Below are 23,779 nucleotides of genomic sequence, written 5' to 3' on the forward strand. Positions count from 1 at the left end.
GCCGTGACGTTTGAATCTGAAGTGGCACGCTGAAGCGCGTGCAAAGCTGACGCTCGAATAATACCTCCAAGAGTTGCCTTTCGTCTGAACGGCGACAGATTACTCTCGCTACGAAACGAGGGAGTGATCGATATGAGCGCTGATGCGGAAATCCTGTTCGAAAAACGTGGACGGGCGGGGCTGATCACGCTCAATCGGCCCAAGGCGTTGAACGCGCTCAACGCCAATATGGTCGCGCTGATGCACCCCCGGCTGATTGAATGGGCGAACGATCCAGACGTAGAACTGGTGATCGTACAAGGCGCGGGTGAGAAGGCGTTTTGTGCCGGAGGCGACATCCGCCAATTGCACGACTGGGGCAGGGCCAACGATCCGGCGATGCGCGCATTTTATCGCGATGAGTACCGCCTCAACGCTTATATCAAAGCCTATCCGAAGCCCTATGTCGCCCTTCTAGATGGGATCGTGATGGGCGGCGGTGTGGGTCTGTCGGTTCATGGCAGCCACCGGGTTGGAAGCGAAAAACTCATGTTCGCCATGCCGGAGACTGGCATCGGCTTCTTCCCGGATGTGGGAGCCACCTACTTTCTTCCGCGCATGCCCGGGAAAGTCGGCACCTGGCTCGCTCTGACGGCTTCGCGTCTGGGGCAATCCGATGCCTTGTGGTCAGGCTTTGCAACCCACGCCGTTGCGTCGGCAGATATTCCTGCGCTGACCGAAGCGCTGTGCGAGGGAGGCGATCCGGATGAAACGATCCGGGCCTTCGTGATGGCGACATCCGAATCCGCAGTCCGGCAGAAGCGTGAGGTCATCGATAGGTGCTTTTCCGGCGTGATGGTGGAAGAAATTCTCGAGCGGCTGGATGATGAAGAGGGGGAGTGGGCGCAAAAGCAGGCTGCAACCATCCGCTCCAAGTCGCCAACCAGCGTGAAGATCGCGTTGCGCCAGATGCAGGAGGGGGCCAAGGTTGATTTCGATGAGTGCATGAAGATCGAGTTCCGCATCGTCTCACGCGTTGAGAAGGGCGTCGATTTTTACGAGGGCGTGCGCGCAGTCATCATCGACAAGGACCATTCAGCGAAGTGGCAGCCGGCAGAACTGACCGAGATCAGCAATGCTGACATCGACGCCTATTTTGCGCCGCTCGATGATGAGCTTGACCTGACCGACCTCGAGCGACCCAAAGAATCCACGCTGGCCGATTGACCGACAGAAGCGTTCGACCTACTCCCGAAGGACGCTTTTATTCGGAGATCTGGAATGGCTTTTGCGCGCGTAAACGGCGTCGTCCTTCATCACGAGGTTCGTGGCAAGGCGGATGGTCCGACGGTCGTGTTTTCGAACTCGCTCGGCACCGACTTCCGCATCTGGAACGAGGTCAGCGCGGCGCTTGAGCCGACGCACCGCGTCGTTCTCTACGACAAGCGCGGCCATGGCCTGTCGGAAGCAACGCCCCAGCCGTACCGTATGGACGATCACGTCAACGATCTTGCCGCGCTGCTCGACCATCTGGGCGTCACCAAGACCGTCGTCGTCGGCTTGTCGGTCGGCGGCCTGATCGCGCAGGGCATTGCGGCTGCTCGCCCCGAACTCGTTGAAGCGCTGATCCTTTGCGACACCGCGCACAAGATCGGCACGGCGGATGCGTGGAACACGCGCATCAACGCGGTCAATGCCAATGGCATCGCTTCGATCGGCGACGCGATCATGGAACGCTGGTTCACCGAGAGCTACCGCTCGCCGCAGAACCCGGATTTTGTCGGCTATACCGCGATGCTCACCCGCACGACCGTTGACGGCTATTCCGGCACCTGCGCAGCTTTGCGCGATGCAGACCTCACCGCCTCGACCTCGGCACTGAAGCTGCCGGTCCTCTGCGTCGTCGGCGATCAGGACGGCTCGACGCCGCCGGATCTCGTCCGCTCGACCGCAGACTTGATCGAAGGCGCGCGTTTCGAGATCATCGAAGGCTCGGGCCACATTCCGTGCGTTGAGCAACCAAAACAGACCATCGCGCTGATCACAGGTTTCCTGAAGGAAATCGGCTGGCAATAAGTCGCCGCATTCGCGACTGGGGAGGAGAAGCGAATGGACACCTGCGTAACAATCGAGCGCGACGGCAATATTGCCGTCGTCACCATCGATAATCCGCCGGTCAATGCGCTCAGCTTTCGCATGCGCGGGCCGCTGCATGATGCGCTCGCCGAGCTGGATGGTGACGCATCCATTCAGGCGATCGTCCTCGCCTGCGCCGGACGCACATTTGTCTCCGGTGCCGACATCAGCGAGTTCGGCACCGAGGTCGCCCTGGCAAAGCCGACCTTGCTGGACCTCTGTGCGCAGCTTGAAAACCTCTTCAAACCAGCCATCGCTGCGATCCACGGCTCGGCGCTGGGCGGCGGGCTGGAACTGGCGCTAGCTTGCCACTACCGCGTCGCCGATGATGCGGCGAAAGTTGGCTTTCCCGAGGTCAAGCTGGGCCTCATTCCAGGCTCCGGCGGCACCGTCCGCCTGCCGCGCCTGACAGGCCCCGAAAAGGCGGTCGAACTGATTGTCTCCGGCGCACCGGTCGGTGCGCAAAAGGCGCTTGATCTTGGCATGATCGACGCCGTCGCAAATGGCGATCTGGTCGCCAGCGCCAAGGCGTTGGCTCGCAGCAAGGCGACAGAGACCGACCATCCTCCCGTCCGTGTGCGCAACGATCTTTTGACCGGCACCGACCTCACCGCCTTCGATGCAGCCGCATCCGCCCTGACGAAGAAGTCGCGCGGACTGGAAGCACCGCTTGCTGCTGTAGCGGCGGTGCGCAACGCGATCACGCTCCCCTTCGATGAAGCGCTCGTCGCTGAGCGCGCGACATTTTTGAAACTCGTCGCAGGCGATCAATCGCGCGCCCAGCGCCATCTGTTCTTCGCCGAGCGCGAGGCTGGCAAGGTGGCCGGCATCGGCAAGGACACGCTTATCCGCACCGTGAGAAAAGTCGGCGTCATAGGCGCTGGCCTGATGGGCGGCGGCATTGCCATGGCTTTCGCCAATGGCGGCTTCGAGGTCGTGCTGCTCGACATGAGCGATGCCGCCATCGAGCGCGGTTTTGCCACTATCGAAAAGACCTATGCGTCGTCGGTCGCGCGGGGTTCGCTCAGCGAGGATGACTGCGCACGCCGGCTCAAGCGCTTTTCGACCAGCACGGATTATGCGGTACTTGCCGATTGCGACCTCATTATCGAGGCCGTGTTTGAGGACATGGCGGTCAAGCACGATGTGTTTGCCAAGCTCGATAGCGTCGCCAAGCAAGGCGCGATCCTGGCCACCAACACATCCTATCTCGACGTCAACGAGATTGCGGCTGCAACGTCGCGTCCGAGCGATGTGCTCGGCCTCCACTTCTTCTCGCCAGCCAATGTGATGAAGCTTCTGGAGATTGTCCGCACTGATCAGACCTCGCCGGAGTTGATCGCCACCGCCCTCGATGTCGCGCGCAAGATCGGCAAAGTCTCGGTCGTCGTTGGCGTCTGCCACGGCTTTGTCGGCAATCGCATGCTGACCGCGCGTGGCAACCAGATCGAACCGCTCCTGCTCGAAGGCGCAACGCCGCAGCAGGTCGACCGCGTGCTCACCGAATTCGGCTTCCCGATGGGGCCGTTTGCCATGCTCGACATGGCTGGGCTCGATATCGGCTGGCGCAAGCGCAAGGCACTCGGCCAGCGCAATCTGATCGCCGACGCCCTCGCCGAAGACGGCCATTACGGCCAGAAGACCGGGCGTGGCTATTATCGCTACGAGGAAGGCTCGCGCACGCCGCTGCCCGACGCCGAGGTCGCGCGGCTGATCGACGAGACGGCCCGAGAAAATGGCATCGAGCGGCGCGAGATATCAGATCAGGAAATTCTGGAGCGCACGCTTTATCCGCTGGTCAATGAAGGCGCACGTATTCTCGAAGAAGGCATAGCTGCGCGCGCGTCCGACATCGATATCGTCTGGATCAACGGCTACGGCTTTTCGATCGGAAAGGGCGGGCCAATGTTCTGGGCGGGGCTGGAAGGGCTTGGCAAGATCGTCGAACGTCTCGAATATTGGCATCAGAAGACAGGCGAGACTGTCTTTGAGCCCGCGCCACTGCTGCGCCGTCTGGCGGCCGAAGGTGGAAGCTTCACGGGCTAACTCTTCCGTTGCATCGTTTTGGAATGATTTTCTCCTGAGCGGAACATCGGACGACGCCGTTCACTTGGCAAAATGCCCACGCGCCACTAGATGGAGCCCAACCGAATTCAAAGGAAGAGCTATGGAAATCCGTCAGATCACCGAAGACTATTTTGTCTCACCGCAAATCGCAATTGAGCACGTGGCGAAGATCAAGGAAGCGGGTTTCAAGAGCATTATCGCCAACCGTCCGGACACCGAAGACGGTGCGGTGCCGCACGACGAAATCGCGGCGGCAGCACAAGAGGCCGGGCTTGAGTTCCGCTACATCCCGGTTGTTAGCGGCGCGATCACGCACGAAAATGTCGTTGAGCAGAACGCTGCGCTTGCCGAACTGCCAAAGCCGATCCTGGCCTATTGTCGCTCCGGTGGTCGCTGCACCAACCTCTACGCACTCGTGCAGCAGCTTCAGGCATAAGTCGTGAGCGCGCTGCCAATGGGGCAGCGCGTAACACCACGCCGCGCTCCTATCGAGCGGCCTTCATTCCGCTATGCTTCGTTTTCGCTTTTGGCTAAGCTGCGCCGAAACGAAAGCTGAGGGAGCCGAATGTATCTGCCGCCGCGCCATTCAGAGATCATCCAACTGGCCAAGGAAAATGGCCGTGTGCTGGTTGAGGAGCTTTCGTCTCACTTCGGTGTGACGCCGCAGACGATCCGCAAGGATCTCAACGATCTGTGCGATCGCCGGCTTCTGTCGCGCATCCATGGTGGCGCGCTGTTTCCGTCCGGGATCGAAAACGTCCAGTACGAGGCACGGCGCAAGATCGCGGCCGACGAGAAAGATGCAATCGGCAAGGCTGCGGCGGGCCTCATTCCCGACAACGCCTCGCTCTTCGTCAATATCGGCACGACCACCGAGGCTGTCTCTAACGCCCTTCTTGATCACAAGGGCCTGATGGTCATCACCAACAACATCAATGTCGCCAACCGCATGCGGGTTTACCCCTCGATTGAGGTGGTCATCGCGGGCGGCGTCGTGCGTGGATCGGATGGCGGCATCGTCGGCGAAGCGGCAGTCGATTTCATCCGCCAGTTCAAGGTAGATTATGCCGTCATCGGCACCTCCGCGATCGACCCCGATGGCGCTCTGCTCGATTACGATTTTCGCGAAGTGAAGGTCGCGCAGGCGATTCTTGCCAATGCTCGCCACGTCATCCTTGTCGCTGACTCGACCAAATTTGAGCGCACGGCGCCGGTTCGCATCGGCCACATCTCTCAGGTCAACACGTTCATCACGGATGAATGTGCGGTGGATGCGGTGCGCAAGGTTTGTCAGGACGCGGAGGTGCAACTGATCGAAACCCGCAAGCTGGGCTCCGAAGCAGCTTCCTGAGCATTTCCCTTTTCTTCAAATAATTTTCGGATTGCTTTCGATTTGGATGGCGATAACGTTGGTCATTATGCTTGCGAGGATAGGTTGACGCCCGCCAAGGTGGGCCAGGGAGGAAAAATGGGCGGATACATTCTCGCCATTGATCAGGGCACGACCTCGAGCCGAGCGATCATCTTTGATGCCCAGATGCATATCGTGGCGGTCGGCCAAAAAGAATTCGAACAACATTATCCCGCCTCTGGCTGGGTCGAGCATGATCCGGAGGAGATCTGGTCAACGACGGTCTGGTCGGTGAAAAAGGCGCTGAGCGAGGCCAAACTCAGCGCGTCCGAGATCGCCGCCATCGGCATCACCAACCAGCGCGAGACAATTGTGCTCTGGGACAAGAAGACCGGCGAGCCAATCCAGAATGCGGTTGTCTGGCAGGATCGCCGCACGGCGCGAATGTGCGACGAGCTGAAAAAGCAGGGCCTCGAAGAGAAGTTCTCGCGCAAGACGGGCCTGCTTCTCGACCCTTATTTCTCAGGCACCAAGATCGCCTGGCTGCTCGACAATGTTCAAGGTGCCAGGAAGCGAGCCGAGAATGGCGAGATCATCGCGGGCACCATCGACAGTTACCTTATCTGGAAGCTGACAGGCGGCAGGGAGCATGTGACGGATGCGACCAACGCGTCCCGAACGCTTGTCTACAACATCGAGGCGAATGACTGGGACGACGAACTCCTGGAAATCCTGAACATTCCGCGAAGCCTGCTGCCGGAAGTGAAGGATTGCGCGGCCGACTTCGGGGTCACGGATGCCTCACTGTTTGGCGCGGAAATCAAGATCCTCGGTGTGGCTGGAGATCAGCAGGCGGCGACAATTGGTCAAGCTTGCTTCAAGCCGGGCATGATGAAATCGACCTATGGAACTGGCTGCTTCGCGCTTCTCAATACGGGTGAAAAGCTGGTGCGGTCGAAGAATCGCCTCCTCACGACGATTGCCTACCGCCTGAATGGAAAGACGACATACGCGCTTGAAGGTTCGATCTTTATAGCGGGCGCAGCCGTTCAGTGGCTGCGGGATGGCATCAAGGTGATCGGCAAGGCGTCGCAGAGCGGGGAACTGGCAGCTGAGGCAGACGAAACGCAACATGTCTATTTCGTACCCGCCTTTGTCGGGCTCGGCGCGCCGCACTGGGATGCTGACGCGCGCGGCGCGATCTTCGGCCTGACGCGAAACACTGGCCCTGCCGAATTTGCCCGAGCAGCGCTGGAATCGGTTGCCTACCAGACGAACGATCTTCTGGTCGCGATGCACAAGGACTGGAAGGCGAAGGCGTCGGATACCGTGCTGCGAGTAGATGGAGGCATGGTCGCCTCTGACTGGACGATGCAGCGCCTTGCAGATCTTCTCAATGCACCCGTCGATCGCCCGATCATTCTGGAGACGACCGCGCTTGGAGCGGCCTGGCTGGCAGGCTCCCGGGCAGGTGTTTGGCCGGATGCGGGCGAGTTCGCACAGCAGTGGAAACTTGATCGACGTTTCGATCCAGCAATGGAGGCGACACTGCGCAAGAAGAAGCTTGCTGGTTGGGCGGATGCAGTGAGCCGAACACTTTCTGCATAGCTTATCTCTTTTATCGCCGCTTTTCTTTCTTTCGTGCGCGTGTTACCAGCCACTGCCATCCTGAGAGGGAAAATCGGAGTCGCCGTTGACCGAAGTGTCACGGGCTCCTCCCGCGCATCCGCAAATAAGAGGATCGGCAATGGCAAAGATCATCGAAACTGCAACCGGTGCACTGGCGCTAACCTTCGACGACGTGCTGTTGCAGCCCGCCCACTCGGAAGTCATGCCCGGGCAGACCAATGTGGCAACAACAATTGCTCGTGATATCGAGCTGAACATCCCAATCCTGTCTGCAGCCATGGACACGGTAACGGACGCACGCCTTGCCATCGCCATGGCTCAGGCTGGCGGTATCGGCGTCGTTCACCGCAACTTCTCGCCCGAAGAACAGGCCGAGCAGGTCCGCCAGGTGAAGAAGTTCGAAAGCGGCATGGTCGTCAACCCGCTGACCATTGGTCCGGAGGCGACCTTGGGCGACGCGAGAGCGCTTATGCGCGACCATGGGATCTCGGGTGTTCCGGTGGTCGAAAATGGCGGTACAGGCGGTCACCAGACCGGCAAGCTCGTTGGCATCCTCACCAATCGTGACGTGCGCTTCGCCTCGGATGCGAACCAGCGCGTGAGCGAACTGATGACGCATCAGAACCTCGTCACTGTGCGAGAGAACGTTCATCAGGACGAAGCCAAGCGCCTGCTGCACCAGCACCGCATTGAAAAGCTCCTTGTCGTTGACGATGCCGGTCAGTGCGTCGGACTCATTACCGTCAAGGATATGGAAAAATCTCAGCTGAATCCGAATGCGGCCAAAGACGCACAGGGCCGTCTGCGGGTCGCAGCTGCCACCAGCGTTGGCAATGACGGGTTTGAGCGGGCAGAGCGCCTGATCGATGCAGGCGTGGACCTTCTCGTGATCGACACTGCGCACGGCCATTCACAGGCCGTGCTCGATGCGGTCACGCGGGCCAAGAAGATCTCCAATTCGGTTCGCATTCTCGCGGGCAACGTTGCGACCGCTGAAGGCACTCGCGCGCTGATCGATGCGGGTGCGGACGCGGTGAAGGTCGGTATTGGTCCGGGATCGATCTGCACGACCCGTATCGTGGCCGGCGTTGGTGTCCCACAGCTGTCGGCGATCATGTCTGCCGTGGAAGTCGCGGACAAGATGGGCATCGGCATCGTTGCCGATGGTGGCATCAAGTTCTCTGGCGACCTGGCCAAGGCACTGGCTGCCGGTGCGGTGGCCGCGATGGTCGGTTCGCTTCTTGCCGGCACTGAGGAGAGCCCGGGTGAGGTCTACCTCCACCAGGGACGCTCCTACAAGTCGTATCGTGGTATGGGCTCGGTTGGCGCGATGGCGCGTGGCTCGGCTGACCGATACTTCCAGGCCGAGGTTCGTGACACGTTGAAACTGGTGCCGGAAGGCATTGAAGGGCAGGTGCCCTACAAGGGCCCGGTCGGAAATGTGTTGCACCAGCTCGTTGGCGGCCTCAAGGCGGCAATGGGCTATGTCGGTGCGGCTGACCTTGCCGAGCTTCGTGCCCGTGCCACTTTCGTTCGCATCTCGAATGCGGGGCTTCGTGAAAGCCACGCGCATAACGTGACCATCACTCGCGAAAGCCCAAACTATCCGGGTTCTGTCTGACCATCGGATAGATACTTTGCCAATAGGTGCGGCGTGACTTGTCATGCCGCACCGTTAGGGTACAACCGCCAGGGCGCCTGGCCGAGAAACAGACGTCGGTGTTGTGGCTAAGTTCGGACTGCCTTCCGCTTATGTTCTGAAGCGTACTGCGCAGGTGACATTGATCGCCGCGACGATCTCCATCAGCATCTCTACAGGAATACGCTGGCTCATCGGCGCAGAAGCAGACGGCATCACGATTGCTGTACGGATCGTCCTGCCTTTCCTGATCGCCATTCCCCTAGGGCTCGTCTGGTTCAGCCGGCTCGAGGCGCTCGAGATGTCGTACCGGTTGCTGCTGAAGCAAACCAGCCAACTCGCACGCAAGGCAAATACCGATCCGATGACGGGGCTGCTCAATCGCCGCAGCTTCATCGAGCAATTCGAAACAGCGCGCGCCCACAAGGTGACCGGCAGTTTCATTATGGCGGACGTCGATGATCTGAAGATGATCAACGATCAATACGGTCATCTAGCGGGCGATGATGCCATCATTTCGGTGGCCGAAGCGTTGAAGACAGTGCTCGGAGAGGAGAGCCTCATCGCACGCGTGGGGGGCGACGAATTTTGTGCGTTTGTTCCCGGCGGGGTTTGGGACGTTGAAGGAATGAGAACGGCAGTAAACGTCGAAGCGGCCAGGTTTTTTCAGCAGAGAGGCGGTACCTCCCACCTCCATCCGTCTGTCTCCATCGGACATCAGGCCTGCAAGCAGAACCTCTCCTTTCGCGAGCTGGTCGAGAAAACGGATGGCAGCCTCTATAGCAAGAAGCGCAGCCGAAGCGTTGTCGCCGAGGATATTCCCACTCGTTCCTGAACCTCTTTGCTCAACACCGCGTTGCCGGAACGCGCGTTTCCCCTAGTTTATCGATATTGCGGAACGTTGGGACGTTGCGCTTTCGAGAGGGACCTCATGGAACAGACCGCGATTTTCTGGCCGATGATTGCGCATTTCGCGCTCGTCATTGGCCTCTACGGACTGCTTGGTATCCGCCGCAAACAGGCCGTCGAGGAGGGTGCCGTCAAGATTTCCCAGTTCAGGGAAAATCAGGATGAGCCTGCACAAAGCCTGTTCGTCCGCAACAGCCTTGCCAACCAGACCGAGTTGCCGCCACTTTTTCACATCGTCTGTATCGCTCTCTTCGTGACACAAGGCGTGGGATTGATTGCACTGAGCCTTGCGTGGCTGTTCGTGCTCTCGCGCTATGTCCACGCTGGCATCCATGTCACGTCAAACCGGATACGTTATCGCCAGCCCGCGTTCCTTATAGGTTTCGTTTCGGTCGTCCTGCTTTGGGGAGCCTTGGCGATCCATCTTATGTAGCAAAACCTGACAGGCGAAATTTCGTCCCTACCGTCACGATAAAGATTTGGTTAACCATAAATCACTAGGAATTGCCTAAATTTGGGAGGACGGGCCGGATGGCGATTTCACGCAGAGGTTTCTTGATTGGGCTGCCGCTTTTTGCAGCAGGCTGTTCGGTCAGCGAGTATGGCAACGACATCCGCAATTACGCGGCTGTCTCGCATCCTCAGTTCCCGCTCGCCGCATTGTCTCCCGACAAGATCAAGCCTGAACTTCGTCGGCGCGAGGTCGAGTACAAATCAAACCACAAGCCTGACACCATCGTCGTTAACACGCCGGAGCGTCGCCTTTACTATGTCCTCGGCGACAACAAGGCGATCCGATATGGGATCGGTGTCGGGAAGGAAGGCCTCGCGCTTCGCGGCAACGCAACCATTGGCCGAAAGGCCGAATGGCCTAGTTGGACGCCCACCGGAAACATGATTGCGCGTGACCCGCGCAATCGGCAGTACGCGGGCGGTGTTCCAGGCGGTCTCAACAATCCGTTGGGTGCTCGCGCGCTGTACCTTTATCGTGGTGGAAAAGACACGATGTTCCGTATCCACGGAACGAACCAGCCACAGTCGATCGGCTTGGCGATGTCGAGCGGCTGCATCCGCATGCTGAATCACGACATCATCGATCTGTATAACCGGACTTTGGTCGGCACGAACGTCGTCGTTATCCAGGCCTGACCATACGTCCGCTTGTCATCGCTTCTTGAGCCCGGTAGCTAGTGGCTATTCGGGCAACCGGCGAGAAGTGGACAAATTATGCGACTGGGCGGGCGACTTGCAGCAGCGATCGAGGTTCTCAGCGATATTGAGAGCCGCCATCGGCCAGCGGCTGACGCGCTGAAGGATTGGGGTCAGTCTCATCGCTTCGCAGGCTCCGGTGACAGAGCAGTAATCGGCAATATCGTTTATGACGCGCTGCGCCGGAAGCGATCCGCCACCTGGATTTTCGACTCCAGCGAGCCGCGGGCTCTCGCCGTGGGGGCGCTTCTCCTCCAATGGGGGATGAGCCCTGAAGCAATCAACGAAGCGCTCGAAGGTGACCGCTTCGCCCCTGCGCCCCTTAGTGAGACCGAACTTTCCCTGTTGAGCTCCCGCTCCCTGTCGGACGCGCCGGACGAAATTCGCGCCGACTGCCCTGACTGGTGCGTGCCCCTCGCGCAAGAGGCATTTGGCGAGGATTGGGTGTCCGAGTTGCAGGCCTTGTCGGGCCGGCCACCGCTTGATCTGCGGGCCAACACGCTCCTGTCCTCGCGTGAACGCGTGCTTGAAGCCATATCCTCGACTGGCGCTGCTCCCGGTGATTATTTGGTGGATGCCATCCGCATTCCGCCGATCGACGGCGATGGGCGGCACCCTAATGTTCAGACGTCCGACGAGTTCAAGAGCGGCTGGTTTGAGGTGCAGGATATCGGTTCACAGATGGCCGCAGCCCTCGCTTGTGTGTCCCATGGGATGCAGGTGCTGGACTATTGCGCCGGGGCTGGCGGCAAGACCTTGGCGCTGTCAGCAGCGATGAAGAATTCAGGCCAGATCTTTGCCCATGATGCGGAGCGTCAGCGCCTTTCACCGATCTTCGAACGACTTCGCCGTGCAGGATGTCGAAACGTTCAGGCGGTGACGGACGATGAGGCGTTGCGTGCGCTTGAAGGGCAGATGGATCTGGTTCTGGTGGATGCACCTTGTACCGGCTCAGGCACTTGGCGGCGGCGGCCGGATGCCAAATGGCGTCTGACGGAAAAGCAGCTCGACACCCGCGTGAGCGAACAGTCGTCCATCCTCGAAACGGTCAAGCGCTTCCTGAAACCTGGCGGACGTATCGCCTACATCACCTGCTCTTTCTTCCCGCAGGAGAACGCGCACCGTGTGGCCTCCTTCCTTGAGGCTAACCCGGATTTTACGAGCATGGATCCGGCCACGCTTTGGCAACAGACGTTCAGGGAAGGGAGTGAACGTGCCCGCTTGAGCTCTGAAGGAATGACCTTGAGCCCCGCTCGTACGGGCACTGACGGGTTCTTTTTCGCTGCTCTGCAAAAGCGTAGCTGACGGCTCCAAGGAACCAAGCATTCCCGACCCCGTTCACATGAACTTGTTTGTGAAGGGGTCTCATGACACGTTTCGTTCCGCTTATTCTATTCCTGGTACTCGTTGTCGGCGGAGGCTGGCTCATCGGCGCAAATACCGCGCCCGGGGAATGGTATGACTCACTCGAAAAGCCGGCGTTCAATCCTCCTGGCTGGCTGTTCGCGCCGGTATGGACGGTCCTCTACATCCTGATCGCCGTAGCGGGATGGCGCACATGGATGCGAAAAGACACCGGCGGTGCGATGACGATCTGGTGGGCTCAGCTGGGGCTTAACTTTCTTTGGTCGCCGCTCTTCTTTGCGCTGCAGATGCCGGTGGCGGCGCTAATTGTGATCATCGCACTTCTTCTGACGATCATCATGTTCATCCGCACTACGTGGCACCCAGATCGTGTTTCGGCGTTTTTGTTCGTGCCTTATCTGGCTTGGGTAGCCTTCGCGAGCCTCCTCAACGCATCGATCGTCGTGCTGAACTGACCTTCCACCACCTGCCAAAATCTGCAATTGCTGAGGTCTGTTTTTTGTCGCCCGAACGGGGGAATGGATGTCGGTCAGGTTCGAACCATTTGGCGATTACGAGGAGCGCGTCAGGAATTCCTTCGCGCGCCAGAAGGTCATGGAAGCCATCGGCGTCGAGCTCACCCGGGTGGAAGCCGGCACGGTGGAACTGGAAATGGCCCACCGTGCTGACCTCACGCAGCAGCACGGGTTCCTGCATGCGGGGATCATCTCGACTGCTCTGGATTCAGCTTGCGGGTACGCGGCTTATTCCCTGATGCCTGAGGACGCGGCAGTTCTGACCATCGAGTTCAAGGTCAACCTGCTGTCGCCTGGCAAGGGAGAGCGCTTTCTCTTTCGCAGTACGGTGACCAAGCCTGGGCGCACGATTATCGTCGCCGATGGGCAAGCCTACGCCTATGACGGCGATGGAAATGCCAAGATGATCGCGACGATGACCGCGACGATTATGGTGGTGAGTGGACGAGATGACATTGCCGGCTGAGATCAAGACGCTTGGCGGAAAGCGCGTGCTCTTCGTCATGGCCGCGGAAGCGGAGTATGGCCCTCATCTCAAATCCCGCTTCTCGCCGCTGATCACCGGAATAGGCCCGGTCGAAGCGGCGGTGGTGCTTGCGTCGGAACTTTCACGCCTAAAGGGCGAGGGGGCCTTGCCCGACCTTGTAATCTCGCTCGGTTCGGCTGGAAGCCGGACGCTTGAGCAAGCGCAGGTCTATCAGGTGGCTTCCGTCGCATATCGCGACATGGACGCATCGGCGCTGGGTTTTCCAAAGGGGCAGACGCCCTTCCTCGACATTCCAATCATTCTCGAACTGCCCTTGCGCATTGACGGGATCCCGGCGGCAACGCTCTCGACAGGCGCGAACATCGTGTCCGGTGCTGCGTATGACGAAATTGACGCCCAGATGGTCGACATGGAAACCTTCGCAGTGCTGCCGCCTGCCAGCGCTTTGCCGTCCCGGTGATCGGATTGCGCGGCATTTCCGATGGAGCGGAGGAATTACGCCATGTCGGAGACTGGACCGAGTATCTTCATGTCATCGACGAGAGGCTTGCGAATGCGGTGGATATTGTCGCCTTTCAGCTGGCGCAGGGCAGCCTTGCGATCTGACGCCTTGCGTATTTCTCTGGTTTTCTCTATGCGCTCGCCATGAACTCTACCGCTCATCCCGACACAGTCCTCATTATCGATTTCGGCAGCCAGGTCACGCAGCTCATCGCGCGCCGGGTTCGCGAGGCTGGTGTTTACTCAGAAATCGTTCCGTTCCAGCTTGCTGAAGACGCGTTCAATCGCATCCAGCCTAAGGCTGTAATCCTCTCTGGCGGCCCGGCCTCCACCACCGACATTGGCAGCCCGCGCGCGCCGCAGGCAGTGTTTGAAGCCGGTATCCCGGTTCTCGGCATCTGCTACGGCGAGCAAACTATGTGCGAGCAGTTAGGCGGCAAGGTCGAGACCGGAGATCACCGCGAGTTCGGCCGTGCCTTCCTGGAGATTGAGGAAGACAGCGCGCTGTTCGAGGGGGTCTGGGCCAAGGGCACGCGCCACCAGGTGTGGATGAGCCATGGCGATCGCGTTGCTGCGATCCCCGAAGGCTTCCGCGTGATCGGCACGTCGACCGGCGCGCCATATGCGGCAATTGCTGACGAGAAGCGCCGATTCTACGCCGTTCAGTTCCACCCGGAAGTGGTGCACACACCGGATGGCGCGAAGCTCTTGTCGAATTTCGTTCACAAGATCGCGGGCCTCGCCGGTGACTGGACGATGGCCGCCTATCGCGAGCAGGCCATCGAGGCGATCCGCAAGCAGGTCGGCGACGGTCGTGTGCTCTGCGCGCTTTCGGGCGGTGTCGATTCGTCGGTTGCAGCCGTCCTGATCCACGAAGCGATCGGCGATCGCCTCACCTGCATCTTCGTCGACCACGGCCTGATGCGTAAGGGCGAGGGCGAGCAAGTCGTTTCCATGTACCGCGAGCACTTCAACATTCCGCTGGTGCATGTGCAGGCGCAGGATCTCTTCCTGTCGCAGCTGGAGGGCGTTTCGGACCCTGAGGTCAAGCGAAAGACGATTGGCCGCCTGTTCATTGAAGTCTTCGAGGCTGAGGCCAAGAAGCTTGCGGACGCTGGCAAGCCAGCAGACTTCCTCGCGCAAGGCACGCTCTATCCGGATGTGATCGAGAGCGTCTCCTTCACGGGCGGCCCGTCGGTTACGATCAAGTCGCACCACAATGTGGGCGGCCTGCCAGAGCGCATGAACATGAAGCTCGTCGAGCCGCTGCGCGAATTGTTCAAGGACGAAGTGCGTGCGCTCGGTCGCGAGCTTGGCCTGCCGGACCAGTTCATCGAGCGCCACCCGTTCCCGGGGCCGGGCCTTGCGATCCGCTGCCCAGGTGTGATTACCCGCGAGAAGCTGGATATCCTGCGCGAAGCAGACGCGATCTATCTCGATGAGATCCGCAAGGCTGGCCTCTACAACACCATCTGGCAGGCATTCGCCGTGCTGCTCCCGGTTCAAACCGTGGGCGTGATGGGCGATAGCCGTACCTATGAATTCGTCTGCGCCCTGCGTGCAGTCACCTCGGTCGACGGCATGACCGCCGATTTTTACCACTACGACATGGAATTCCTTGGTCGTGCGGCCACCCGCATCATCAACGAAGTTCGCGGCATCAACCGCGTCGTCTACGACGTGACCTCGAAGCCGCCGGGCACCATCGAGTGGGAATGATTCCGCGTCTGGCACAGCCAGGCACCTGATGGCATGAAATGCCGCTAAGCCCGCGTAATTGCGGGCTTTTTTTTGTTTGTGTTTGGCACGATCTGGCAACGGGAGGAAGCGCCAAGCACCGTTTGAGCATGGCATTAAAGCTGGTATTATGGTTTGGCGATGCCATGATTGATGCCGATACCATGCTGCGTTCTTTTGTGTGTTCATGGTATTAATATTCTATAAGTTACTGTTTCGTAAGAAAAAATACGATAAATTCGAGATTTTTTCAGCATGGTATCGGAGACGAAGAAGGACAAGGTACATGCTGACCGATACCAAGCTGCGCAATCTCAAGCCCAGGGACAAACTCTACAAAGTGAATGACCGGGAAGGTCTCTATGTGGCAGTGACTCCAGCCGGCTCCATCTCGTTCCGTTACAACTACTCAATCAACGGTCGGCAGGAGACCATCACCTTTGGGCGTTATGGTGTCGGTGGCATCACCCTGGCCGAAGCCCGCGAGCTGTTGGGTGACGCCAAGAAGATGGTTGCGGCGGGCAAGTCGCCGGCCAAGGAGAAAGCCCGAGACAAGGCGCGGGTGAAAGATGCAGAGACGTTCGGTGCCTGGGCGGAGAAGTGGCTGCGTGGCTACCAGATGGCCGACTCCACCCGCGATATGCGCCGCTCGGTTTATGAGCGTGAGCTGAAGCCGAAATTCAGCAATCAGAAGCTGGTGGAGATCACCCACGAAGACTTGCGGGCGCTGGCTGATGCCATTGTTGAGCGAGGCGCACCGGCCACCGCCGTTCATGTGCGTGAAATCGTGTTGCAGGTATTTCGCTGGGCCATCGAGCGTGGGCAGAAGGTCGAAAACCCGGCAGAACTGGTGCGCCCAACAAGCATCGCTCGATTCGAGCCACGTGACCGAGCGTTGACGCCAGAAGAAATTGGGCTGATGTACCAGTACATGGAGCGAGTGGGCACAAGCCCAACAAACCGTGCGGCGGCCAAGCTGTTATTGCTGACGATGGTGCGCAAGAGCGAGCTGACCAATGCGACCTGGAGCGAGATCAATTTCAGCGAAGCGTTGTGGACGATTCCAAAGGAGCGGATGAAACGCCGTAACCCGCACCTGGTATTTCTGTCCCAGCAGGCTCTGGATATTTTCATTGCCATGAAAACCTTTGCCGGTGGTTCCGACTTCGTTTTGCCATCACGGTACGACTCGGATGCGCCGATGAGCGCTGCCACACTTAACCAGGTGCTGACGCTGACTTACAAGGCGGCGCAGAAAGATGGGAAGTCACTTACCAAGTTCGGACCGCATGATTTGCGGCGCACAGCCAGCACGCTGTTGCATGAGGCCGGCTACAACACCGACTGGATCGAGAAGTGCCTGGCGCACGAGCAGAAGGGCGTGAGGGCTGTCTACAACAAGGCTGAGTACCGCGAGCAGCGGGCGGCGATGTTGCAGGATTGGGCCGATATGATTGATGAGTGGACTTCGGGAGGCAGTAAGGGTTGATGTTTTTGCTATCTTTGATAGCATTGAAGTTGATGCCGTGAATTTATAAATAAGGCCGCCATTGGCATCGGGCAGGTCAATTACCGATTAGCTGCTTCGCGCAGCTACTCGATGAATAGCAACTATTCATTTGAGAGGTATTGACCCATGCAAAATATAAAGACCCTCATCAACAGGAAGAAGCTCCTGGAGATGATCCCGCTTTCGACACGAACAATTTATAACCTGGAGCAGCGAGGGGATTTTCCACGCCGTATCGCGTTAACCAGTAGAAATGTCGCCTGGGATTTGTCAGAGGTCGAAGAGTGGATTGAGGCACGTAAATCATCGGGTGATCAAGCTGCGCGACCTGGCCCTATAGAGGGCTAGTTATATGGCTCTTGATCTTATGGCGGCTTTCACGGAATTGCCGCCACCCATTGATTATGTTCTGCCTAATATGGTTGCTGGCACTGTTGGTGCTCTTGTGTCGCCTGGTGGGGCTGGTAAATCCATGTTGGCCCTTCAATTGGCTGCACAGATTGCAGGCGGGCCTGATTTACTTGAAATAGGCGAGTTTCCCACCGGGCAAGTGGTCTATCTGCCTGCTGAAGATCCACCGGCCGCTATTCACCATCGTCTGCACGCCCTTGGGGCACACCTCAGCGCAGCGGAACGGCAAGCCGTGGCTGATGGTTTGCTCATTGAACCCTTGATCGGTAAATGCCCAAACATCATGGCTGCTAGCTGGTTCGATGCTCTCAAACGAGCCGCTGAAGGTCGTCGCTTGATGATCTTGGACACTTTGCGGCGCTTCCACATTGAGGAGGAGAACGCTAGCGGGCCGATGGCGCAGGTTGTTGGGCACATGGAGGCCATAGCCGCTGATACAGGCTGCTCCATTGTGTTTCTGCACCACGCGAGTAAAAGCGCAGCCATGATGGGGTCGGGCGATCAACAGCAGGCCAGTCGTGGATCGTCCGTACTGGTTGATAACATCCGTTGGCAATCGTACCTATCCGGCATGACGCAAGGCGAGGCCGAGATACTGGGGGTCGATGATTGTCAGCGTGGGTATTTTGTCCGCTTTGGCGTCAGCAAGGCCAACTATGGCGCACCTTTTCAAGAACTCTGGTTTAGACGGCACGACGGCGGCGTGTTGAAGCCTGCTGTACTGGAGCGGCAGTGCAAGGTGAAAAGGAGACAGCGTGAAGAAGCCTAAGCATGACCTGACCCACGTCCGACATGATCCCGCGCACTGTTTGGCACCTGGCCTGTTCCGCAGCCTCAAGCGTGGCGATCGCAAACGCTGCAAGCTGGACGTGACCTACACCTTTGGCGAGGACGAATCCATGCGTTTCGTCGGATTCGAACCTCTCGGGGCCGATGATATGCGTCTTTTGCAAGGCATCGTGGCCCTTGGCGGCCCGAACGGCATCTTGCTAACCCCGGAACCGACCAGTGAGACGGGGCGACAGCTACGGCTATTCCTTGAACCCCGTTTCGAAGCCATTGAGCAAGACGGCTTGGTGGTTCGTGAGAGCCTGACCAAACTGCTCTCAGAAACGGGCATGACGGATAGCGGCGACAACATCAAGGCGCTCAAAGCCAGCCTGCTGCGCATGTCGAACGTCACCATCCTTGTGACGAAGGGACGGCGGCAAGCCGCGTTCCACCTGATGAGTCATGCTTTTGACGAGACGGACGGCAGGCTATGGGTTGCCCTGAATCCGCGTATTGCCGAAGCGATCCTGGGGCATCGTCCATATGCCCGTATCGACATGGCGGAAGTGCGGGTGCTACAGACTGATCCGGCACGGCTGATGCACCAACGGCTATGCGGCTGGATCGACCCCGGCAAATCCGGGCGCGTGGAACTGGACACGCTTTGCGGCTATGTCTGGCCAGATGAAGCCAATGCCGAAGCTATGAAAAAACGCCGTCAGACTGCCCGGAAGGCACTGGCCGAACTTGCCGCCGTGGGTTGGGTAGTGAACGAATACGCCAAGGGAAAATGGGAGATCAAGAGGCCTGGCCCCACGGCAACTGCACCCGTTTACCGTCGTAACGTTCCCTTGTTACCGTCGTAACGCTCCCCTTCTGCCGTCGTAACGTTCCCCGTCCCAATTTGGAAAACCCAGACGGTGCGCTGCTTTGCGGGCAGTTTGGGAAATCCATCCAAGATTATCTAAAGATAATCCATCATGCGCGGTGCAGCTCGCGCCTTGAGGGCGCGTTCTGACCTTGCCAATAAAGCCCTGGCGGGCTTTATCAATCGGCCATAGGCCGATGGTTTAACGCCAAGAAGAGAAGGCGGCTTCAGTGGCCGCTGAAACGCCTTGTGAGAGGGGAAAACAACCCGGAGTCCCTTATTCCATGAGCTGAAGCAGAATCTGCGTCTAACGGTGCTGGAGGGCCGCTGTGTGCACTTGTAGTTATCTGTACTGAAACCTTGGCTCGAAACGTGAAATGGCTAAGCAGTGCCCATTCGTTCGGTAAGAATAATAAGAAGATTATTATTCTTATTATTACCAAGCAGGAATGAGCCGTGTGTGTTGGACGCCCATAACCAGTAACCTGCGTGAAGGTGTCAACATCAGGAAAGGTTGCCCCTCAAGTATCAATACGTCGCCTTAGTGGTATGACGGGAGGGGAGGCAAATTTCTTGTGTTCATTGACACTTGAGGGGCGGGTTATGCCCTTCTTTTTTGGCGTCCAACTCGCCCCATCGGGGCGAATGGTTTGTGTCGATTGTTGGCATTTTAGGTTCCGATTTAAAGCCGATTGAGCAGCGATTTTGAAGCGACTATGTCGATTGCAGGCCGATTTGGTGACGATTACGGTTATGTTGCCAAGAATCGGTGTTTGTTTGACGATAAAACGCTTTACGTTCGATATGCGCTAGATTTTCAATAGTGGGTGAAATGCGGGCAGGATGGGTGAAGTTAGCTAACCGGCAAGCCGGTTATCTATCTTCACTGTCCCTTATTCGCGCCGGGGGCACTCAACGGGAATCCTGCCCTGCGGGGCTGATCGGCTACCGCCGGTTGCAAGAGTATAGGTCTTGCTATTTTTAATATCTTTGATAGCATGGTTGTCGGGTACACCAAAAGGGTATTGATATGGCAAATGTGCTTATCAGGAATTTACCCGCCGAGGTGCACCGTGCGTTGAAAGTTCGAGCAGCGCTCAACGATAGGAGCACCGACGCGGAAATACGCGAAATACTGACGGCGGCAGTACAGCCGCTAGAGCTTGAAGAGATTGGCCGGGAAGTTGGCTTGTCCGAAAGCGATAAAAAAACAGAGTAGTTTTACGTTTGTAAGTCCGGGCCTCAGCGCCAAGGGCAATACCGATCAGCTAGTGGCGTAGCTCTTCGATGAAACGTTGCCGAGAACAAGCACAACGCTTGGTCAAGGCAATGCCTTCTTTTCATCGACGGAGTACGACCATGAAGTCCAAAATTTTAGCGGCTAAAAAAACCGCTCTAGCCGTTGCACTCGCAACCGGCTTTATCACCACTACCACCGCCCCTGTGCAAGCTGGTATCCCCGTCATCGACGGCGGCAACCTGGCCCAGAACATCATGACGGCCATCGAGTCGGTGGCGCAGACGCTCAAGCAGATTGAGCAGTACCAGACCCAGTTGCAGCAGTACGAAAATCAGCTCCAGAACACGATGGCCCCAGCCGCGTATATCTGGGATCAGGCGCAGACTACGATCAACCGGCTGATTGCCGCGCAAAACACGCTGGCCTATTACGAGAACCAGCTAGGCAGCCTGGATCGTTACCTGGCCAAGTTTCAGGACGTGGCCTATTACCGCAGCTCGCCATGCTTCAACGGCAGCGGCGGATGCACGCCGGCCGAAAAGGCAGCGATGGAAGAGAACCGCCGCCTGGCGTCAGAGTCGCAAAAGAAGGCCAACGATGCCCTGTTCCAGACCGTTGCCGACCAGCAAAAGGCTTTGAAGGATGACGCCCGTACCCTGGAGCGGCTGCAAGGCGCGGCCCAGGGTGCAACTGGCCAGCTACAGGCCATCGGCTACGCCAACCAGCTCGCCAGCCAGCAGGCCAATCAGCTCTTGCAGATTCGCACCATGTTGACCGCCCAACACAACGCGGAGGCAGCCCGGATTGCAGCAGAACTCGATGCCGAGGCGCGAGGTGATGCCAGGGCCGAGCAAATGCGTACCTGGACGTTTCGCCCGAGTCCGGCAGACAACTACTAGGGAGGCGGTGAGATGAAAAAAATCTTTTTTACTACCGCGGCTACGTTGCTGTTGTTGGCTGGATGTGAACAGGAAAGGATGCCCGAACCAAATGCGGCGACGTGTGCCCCCGATGCGTTCCAGGCAGCACTGAATGAAATGCGCAGCGAAGCGAACCGAGAGGCCTTTACCGAGGAATGCAGAGCATTCCAGAAGGCCAAGCAGATGCGTCAGTGGGAGTTCAAGCCCAGCCCTAAAGATGATTATTGAGGTGGTCGCCATGAGAAAGAAAATTGCTCTAGGTGGCTTGATGATGGTCGCCACAATGGTGCTGGCTGAACCTGCAATGGCGCAGGAGCTAAGTAGCAGCGGTGTTATGAATGATGTGCTCAAGCGTTTTCATGATGCTGCCGCAACATGGGGGCCAGCTATTGAGTCCGCTGCATCGCGTTTGTTCTGGACGCTGGTTGTGATTTCGATGGTCTGGACATTCGGCATGATGGCTTTGCGCAAGGCCGACATTGGCGAGTTCTTCGCGGAGTTCGTTCGCTTCACGATCTTCACCGGCTTTTTCTGGTGGTTGCTGACGAATGCGAACCAGGGCATGAATATCGCCGGTACGATTGTTCAGTCATTGCAAACTCTGGGCGCGCAGGCGGGGGGACTTTCCAATAGCAATCTTGGGCCCTCCAGCATCCTTGATCTTGGTTTCGAGTTATACAACCGCACAGTACAGGCCACCTCGGAGCTGGGATGGCGGCAGATGGCAACTGCTCTGGTCATGGAGCTAATGGCCCTGGCTGTTTTGTTTGTCCTGGCGTTGATTGCGGTCAACCTGTTGCTGTTGCTCGCATCAGCCTGGATTCTGTTGTATGCCGGTGTGTTCTTCCTTGGCTTTGGTGGAAGTCGTTGGACTTCCGACATGGCGATCAATTACTACAAGACCGTGCTGGGCCTGGCCGCACAGCTTATGGCAATGGTGCTTCTGGTTGCGATTGGCAAAGAGTTCATCAATCACTACTACACGCAAATCAGCGAGAACATGGCATCCCAGGAACTGGCCGTGATGTTGGTTATATCGGTCATCTTGCTTTTCTTGGTCAACAAAGTTCCGCCGATGATTTCTGGTCTTGTGTCTGGTGGTGGTATTGGCGCAGCCGGTGGAATTGGAAACTTCGGTGCGGGTGCGGCAGTTGGGGCGGCGGTGACGGCGGCCAGTATGGCAACTGGCGGCGCTGCCCTGGCAGGTAAAGCGGTTATGGGTGCCGCAGCCGGTGCAGCCGGAGGTGCAAGTGCACTCCAAGCGGCTTTTCAGAAAGCATCAGCGAGTATGGAAACCGGCGGTGACATGTCCAGCATGGGGTCAGTTGTCAGCAGTGGCGGAAACGGTGGTGGTGAAGCGGGTACTGCTGGCAGTAGCCCATTCGCCCAAGCGGCTGGCTTTGGTGACAGCGGCAGTAGCTCAAGCGGTGGCGGCTTTGCCAAGGCCGCGAAGCTGGCCACAGGCACGGCCTCCGAGTTAGCCAAGGGTGTCGGCTCTCAAGTGAAGCAGGGATTCCAGGAGCGAGTGAGCGAAACCACAGGCGGAAAACTGGCTGCTTCGATACGCGAAAGCATGGAGCCGAAAGAAGCAAGCCAATCTGGCCAGTTCGAGGGCAATAGCTTGGGCGCCGATTCTGGCCCAGATAGTAACGAAGTCAGGAGTTAGCACGATGACGACATCAACATACATGGCCGCATTGGCGGCCCTGGATGAAGCGCCAAGGGAAGAAGTCAGCCAGGTATTTATTTCGCCGCTGGGTGATCAATCGACCGAGGTCGATGCAGAGACAGAAACAGCCGCTTTTGTATCACGGCCAGACCCTATGAGAGAGAGCGAAACTAAGCCGATAAGTATTGAGGTTAATGGCGGCAGGAATGAGCGGTCAGCATTCGCGGAGGCGGCGGGGCTGTACCTGTAGGCGCACCGGGCTGGCCACAACCAGCCCGGCACTTTCAATCAACACCTACTGGAGAGGTGAATTATGACAACACAACATATTATCGAACCAGGGCAAGCAGTGCATCAAGCAGCGGCTATTCTTTCTTCTTTGGAGTACATCAACCAAGCGGAAGCGCGGAGCCTTGGGCCATTGGCCGAAGCCGTCGCTAATGCTTTTATGGTGGTGTACTACCAAGCTGAAACGGGCCGGGCGACACAGGCTGATTTTCAAGAAGCAATGAACGCCTTGCGCCAAGCGTGCAGCTAATGACGAAAGGGCGGCCACTCGAACTGGCCGCCTTTTTCAATCTTCACTGTTTGGCCATTCCCGACCCACAGACGGCGCATCCATCCATTCGCGTTCCTCCGGCGGCAGCGGGTAAGCCCCGGATGCTTCCGCGTCGGCCAGTAGTTCGGCCAGTGTGTAGCGCACCCGACCAGTGGAAACGGCGCGGGCCGGGTCGGCCTTCTCATGCAGCCTGTTCTCTAGGTTCTTTGGGTCTGTCATCGGGCGACCTCAGCAAGCATGGATACTAGGTGTTCCAGGTCAGTGATCGAATGCGCCAGGAAGCGGCCGGCGCGGCAATCTGCAATCA

Annotated in this window: 25 protein-coding genes and 1 pseudogene; 25 read left to right on the plus strand and 1 reads right to left on the minus strand. The window is 58.2% G+C overall.

All coding sequences use genetic code 11. From position 1 onward, the window contains the following. Positions 1-132 precede the first annotated feature (132 nt). The 25 genes and pseudogenes from IOD40_RS10875 to IOD40_RS10995 all read left to right on the plus strand — a co-directional run bounded on the left by IOD40_RS10875 (position 133) and on the right by IOD40_RS10995 (position 23,451). Positions 133-1,206 (plus strand): enoyl-CoA hydratase/isomerase family protein, encoded by a 1,074-nt coding sequence (locus IOD40_RS10875; protein WP_198476564.1) that lies wholly within the window; start codon positions 133-135, stop codon positions 1,204-1,206. A gap of 54 nt (positions 1,207-1,260) precedes the next feature. Next, positions 1,261-2,055: a 3-oxoadipate enol-lactonase gene (pcaD, locus tag IOD40_RS10880; protein WP_198476565.1), complete on the plus strand. Its 795-nt coding sequence runs from the start codon at positions 1,261-1,263 to the stop codon at positions 2,053-2,055. A gap of 33 nt (positions 2,056-2,088) precedes the next feature. Then, complete coding sequence (locus tag IOD40_RS10885; RefSeq protein WP_198476566.1) at positions 2,089-4,161, plus strand: 3-hydroxyacyl-CoA dehydrogenase NAD-binding domain-containing protein; 2,073 nt, start codon at positions 2,089-2,091, stop codon at positions 4,159-4,161. 121 nt (positions 4,162-4,282) lie between these two features. Then, a complete protein-coding gene (locus IOD40_RS10890) occupies positions 4,283-4,618 on the plus strand; it encodes a TIGR01244 family sulfur transferase (RefSeq protein ID WP_198476567.1) in 336 nt (111 codons plus the stop codon). A gap of 129 nt (positions 4,619-4,747) precedes the next feature. Continuing rightward, positions 4,748-5,533 carry a DeoR/GlpR family DNA-binding transcription regulator gene (locus IOD40_RS10895; protein ID WP_198476568.1) on the plus strand — a complete coding sequence of 262 codons (786 nt, stop codon included), beginning with the start codon at positions 4,748-4,750 and terminating at the stop codon, positions 5,531-5,533. A 117-nt stretch (positions 5,534-5,650) separates the two neighbouring features. Then, a complete protein-coding gene (gene glpK, locus IOD40_RS10900) occupies positions 5,651-7,141 on the plus strand; it encodes a glycerol kinase GlpK (protein ID WP_198476569.1) in 1,491 nt (496 codons plus the stop codon). Between the two features lie 139 nt (positions 7,142-7,280). Continuing rightward, positions 7,281-8,783, plus strand: a complete 1,503-nt coding sequence (gene guaB, locus IOD40_RS10905) for an IMP dehydrogenase (protein ID WP_198476570.1) — start codon at positions 7,281-7,283, stop codon at positions 8,781-8,783. A gap of 103 nt (positions 8,784-8,886) precedes the next feature. After that, entirely contained in the window at positions 8,887-9,636 is a 750-nt protein-coding gene (locus IOD40_RS10910; RefSeq protein WP_407649177.1) for a GGDEF domain-containing protein, read from the plus strand. Between the two features lie 96 nt (positions 9,637-9,732). After that, positions 9,733-10,143: an MAPEG family protein gene (locus IOD40_RS10915; RefSeq protein WP_198476571.1), complete on the plus strand. Its 411-nt coding sequence runs from the start codon at positions 9,733-9,735 to the stop codon at positions 10,141-10,143. 98 nt (positions 10,144-10,241) lie between these two features. After that, complete coding sequence (locus tag IOD40_RS10920; protein ID WP_198476572.1) at positions 10,242-10,859, plus strand: L,D-transpeptidase; 618 nt, start codon at positions 10,242-10,244, stop codon at positions 10,857-10,859. Between the two features lie 78 nt (positions 10,860-10,937). Further along, a complete protein-coding gene (locus tag IOD40_RS10925; protein ID WP_198476573.1) occupies positions 10,938-12,224 on the plus strand; it encodes an RsmB/NOP family class I SAM-dependent RNA methyltransferase in 1,287 nt (428 codons plus the stop codon). Positions 12,225-12,286: 62 nt separating this feature from the next. Continuing rightward, on the plus strand, positions 12,287-12,739 hold the full coding sequence (locus IOD40_RS10930; protein WP_198476574.1) for a TspO/MBR family protein: 453 nt from the start codon (positions 12,287-12,289) through the stop codon (positions 12,737-12,739). 67 nt (positions 12,740-12,806) lie between these two features. Next, entirely contained in the window at positions 12,807-13,265 is a 459-nt protein-coding gene (locus tag IOD40_RS10935) for a PaaI family thioesterase (protein ID WP_198476575.1), read from the plus strand. After that, positions 13,255-13,892, plus strand: a pseudogene (locus IOD40_RS10940) (5'-methylthioadenosine/S-adenosylhomocysteine nucleosidase). The gene IOD40_RS10935 and the pseudogene IOD40_RS10940 overlap by 11 nt, the downstream one beginning before the upstream one ends. A 39-nt stretch (positions 13,893-13,931) precedes the next feature. Further along, positions 13,932-15,506, plus strand: coding sequence for a glutamine-hydrolyzing GMP synthase (guaA, locus tag IOD40_RS10945; protein WP_198476576.1), 1,575 nt, complete (start codon positions 13,932-13,934; stop codon positions 15,504-15,506). Between the two features lie 304 nt (positions 15,507-15,810). After that, entirely contained in the window at positions 15,811-17,013 is a 1,203-nt protein-coding gene (locus tag IOD40_RS10950) for a tyrosine-type recombinase/integrase (protein WP_000954590.1), read from the plus strand. 147 nt (positions 17,014-17,160) lie between these two features. Continuing rightward, positions 17,161-17,382 carry a helix-turn-helix transcriptional regulator gene (locus IOD40_RS10955; RefSeq protein WP_001179606.1) on the plus strand — a complete coding sequence of 74 codons (222 nt, stop codon included), beginning with the start codon at positions 17,161-17,163 and terminating at the stop codon, positions 17,380-17,382. Between the two features lie 4 nt (positions 17,383-17,386). Continuing rightward, a complete protein-coding gene (locus tag IOD40_RS10960; protein ID WP_001162384.1) occupies positions 17,387-18,214 on the plus strand; it encodes a helicase RepA family protein in 828 nt (275 codons plus the stop codon). Continuing rightward, the gene (repC, locus tag IOD40_RS10965; RefSeq protein ID WP_000743064.1) at positions 18,201-19,082 is read left to right on the plus strand and encodes a replication protein C, IncQ-type; all 882 of its coding nucleotides are present in this window, start codon (positions 18,201-18,203) and stop codon (positions 19,080-19,082) included. Before IOD40_RS10960 ends, repC begins: the two co-directional genes overlap by 14 nt. Positions 19,083-20,114: 1,032 nt before the next feature. Further along, a complete protein-coding gene (locus IOD40_RS10970; RefSeq protein WP_000024442.1) occupies positions 20,115-20,303 on the plus strand; it encodes a FitA-like ribbon-helix-helix domain-containing protein in 189 nt (62 codons plus the stop codon). Between the two features lie 140 nt (positions 20,304-20,443). Further along, entirely contained in the window at positions 20,444-21,223 is a 780-nt protein-coding gene (gene trbJ, locus IOD40_RS10975; RefSeq protein WP_000836966.1) for a P-type conjugative transfer protein TrbJ, read from the plus strand. A gap of 12 nt (positions 21,224-21,235) precedes the next feature. Continuing rightward, on the plus strand, positions 21,236-21,472 hold the full coding sequence (gene trbK / locus IOD40_RS10980; protein WP_000718002.1) for an entry exclusion lipoprotein TrbK: 237 nt from the start codon (positions 21,236-21,238) through the stop codon (positions 21,470-21,472). A 10-nt stretch (positions 21,473-21,482) separates the two neighbouring features. Beyond that, positions 21,483-22,910: a P-type conjugative transfer protein TrbL gene (trbL, locus tag IOD40_RS10985; RefSeq protein WP_001405816.1), complete on the plus strand. Its 1,428-nt coding sequence runs from the start codon at positions 21,483-21,485 to the stop codon at positions 22,908-22,910. A gap of 4 nt (positions 22,911-22,914) precedes the next feature. Next, a complete protein-coding gene (locus IOD40_RS10990; protein ID WP_000213809.1) occupies positions 22,915-23,163 on the plus strand; it encodes a hypothetical protein in 249 nt (82 codons plus the stop codon). 63 nt (positions 23,164-23,226) lie between these two features. Next, positions 23,227-23,451, plus strand: a complete 225-nt coding sequence (locus IOD40_RS10995; RefSeq protein ID WP_000211355.1) for a type I toxin-antitoxin system ptaRNA1 family toxin — start codon at positions 23,227-23,229, stop codon at positions 23,449-23,451. Between the two features lie 36 nt (positions 23,452-23,487). Here IOD40_RS10995 and IOD40_RS11000 read toward each other — a convergent pair whose 3' ends face one another. After that, positions 23,488-23,691, minus strand: a complete 204-nt coding sequence (locus tag IOD40_RS11000) for a hypothetical protein (RefSeq protein WP_000131871.1) — start codon at positions 23,689-23,691, stop codon at positions 23,488-23,490. Positions 23,692-23,779: the final 88 nt, after the last annotated feature.

It is taken from the genome of Aquamicrobium zhengzhouense, from assembly GCF_016124105.1.
In the GTDB taxonomy this organism is placed as follows: domain Bacteria; phylum Pseudomonadota; class Alphaproteobacteria; order Rhizobiales; family Rhizobiaceae; genus Aerobium; species Aerobium zhengzhouense.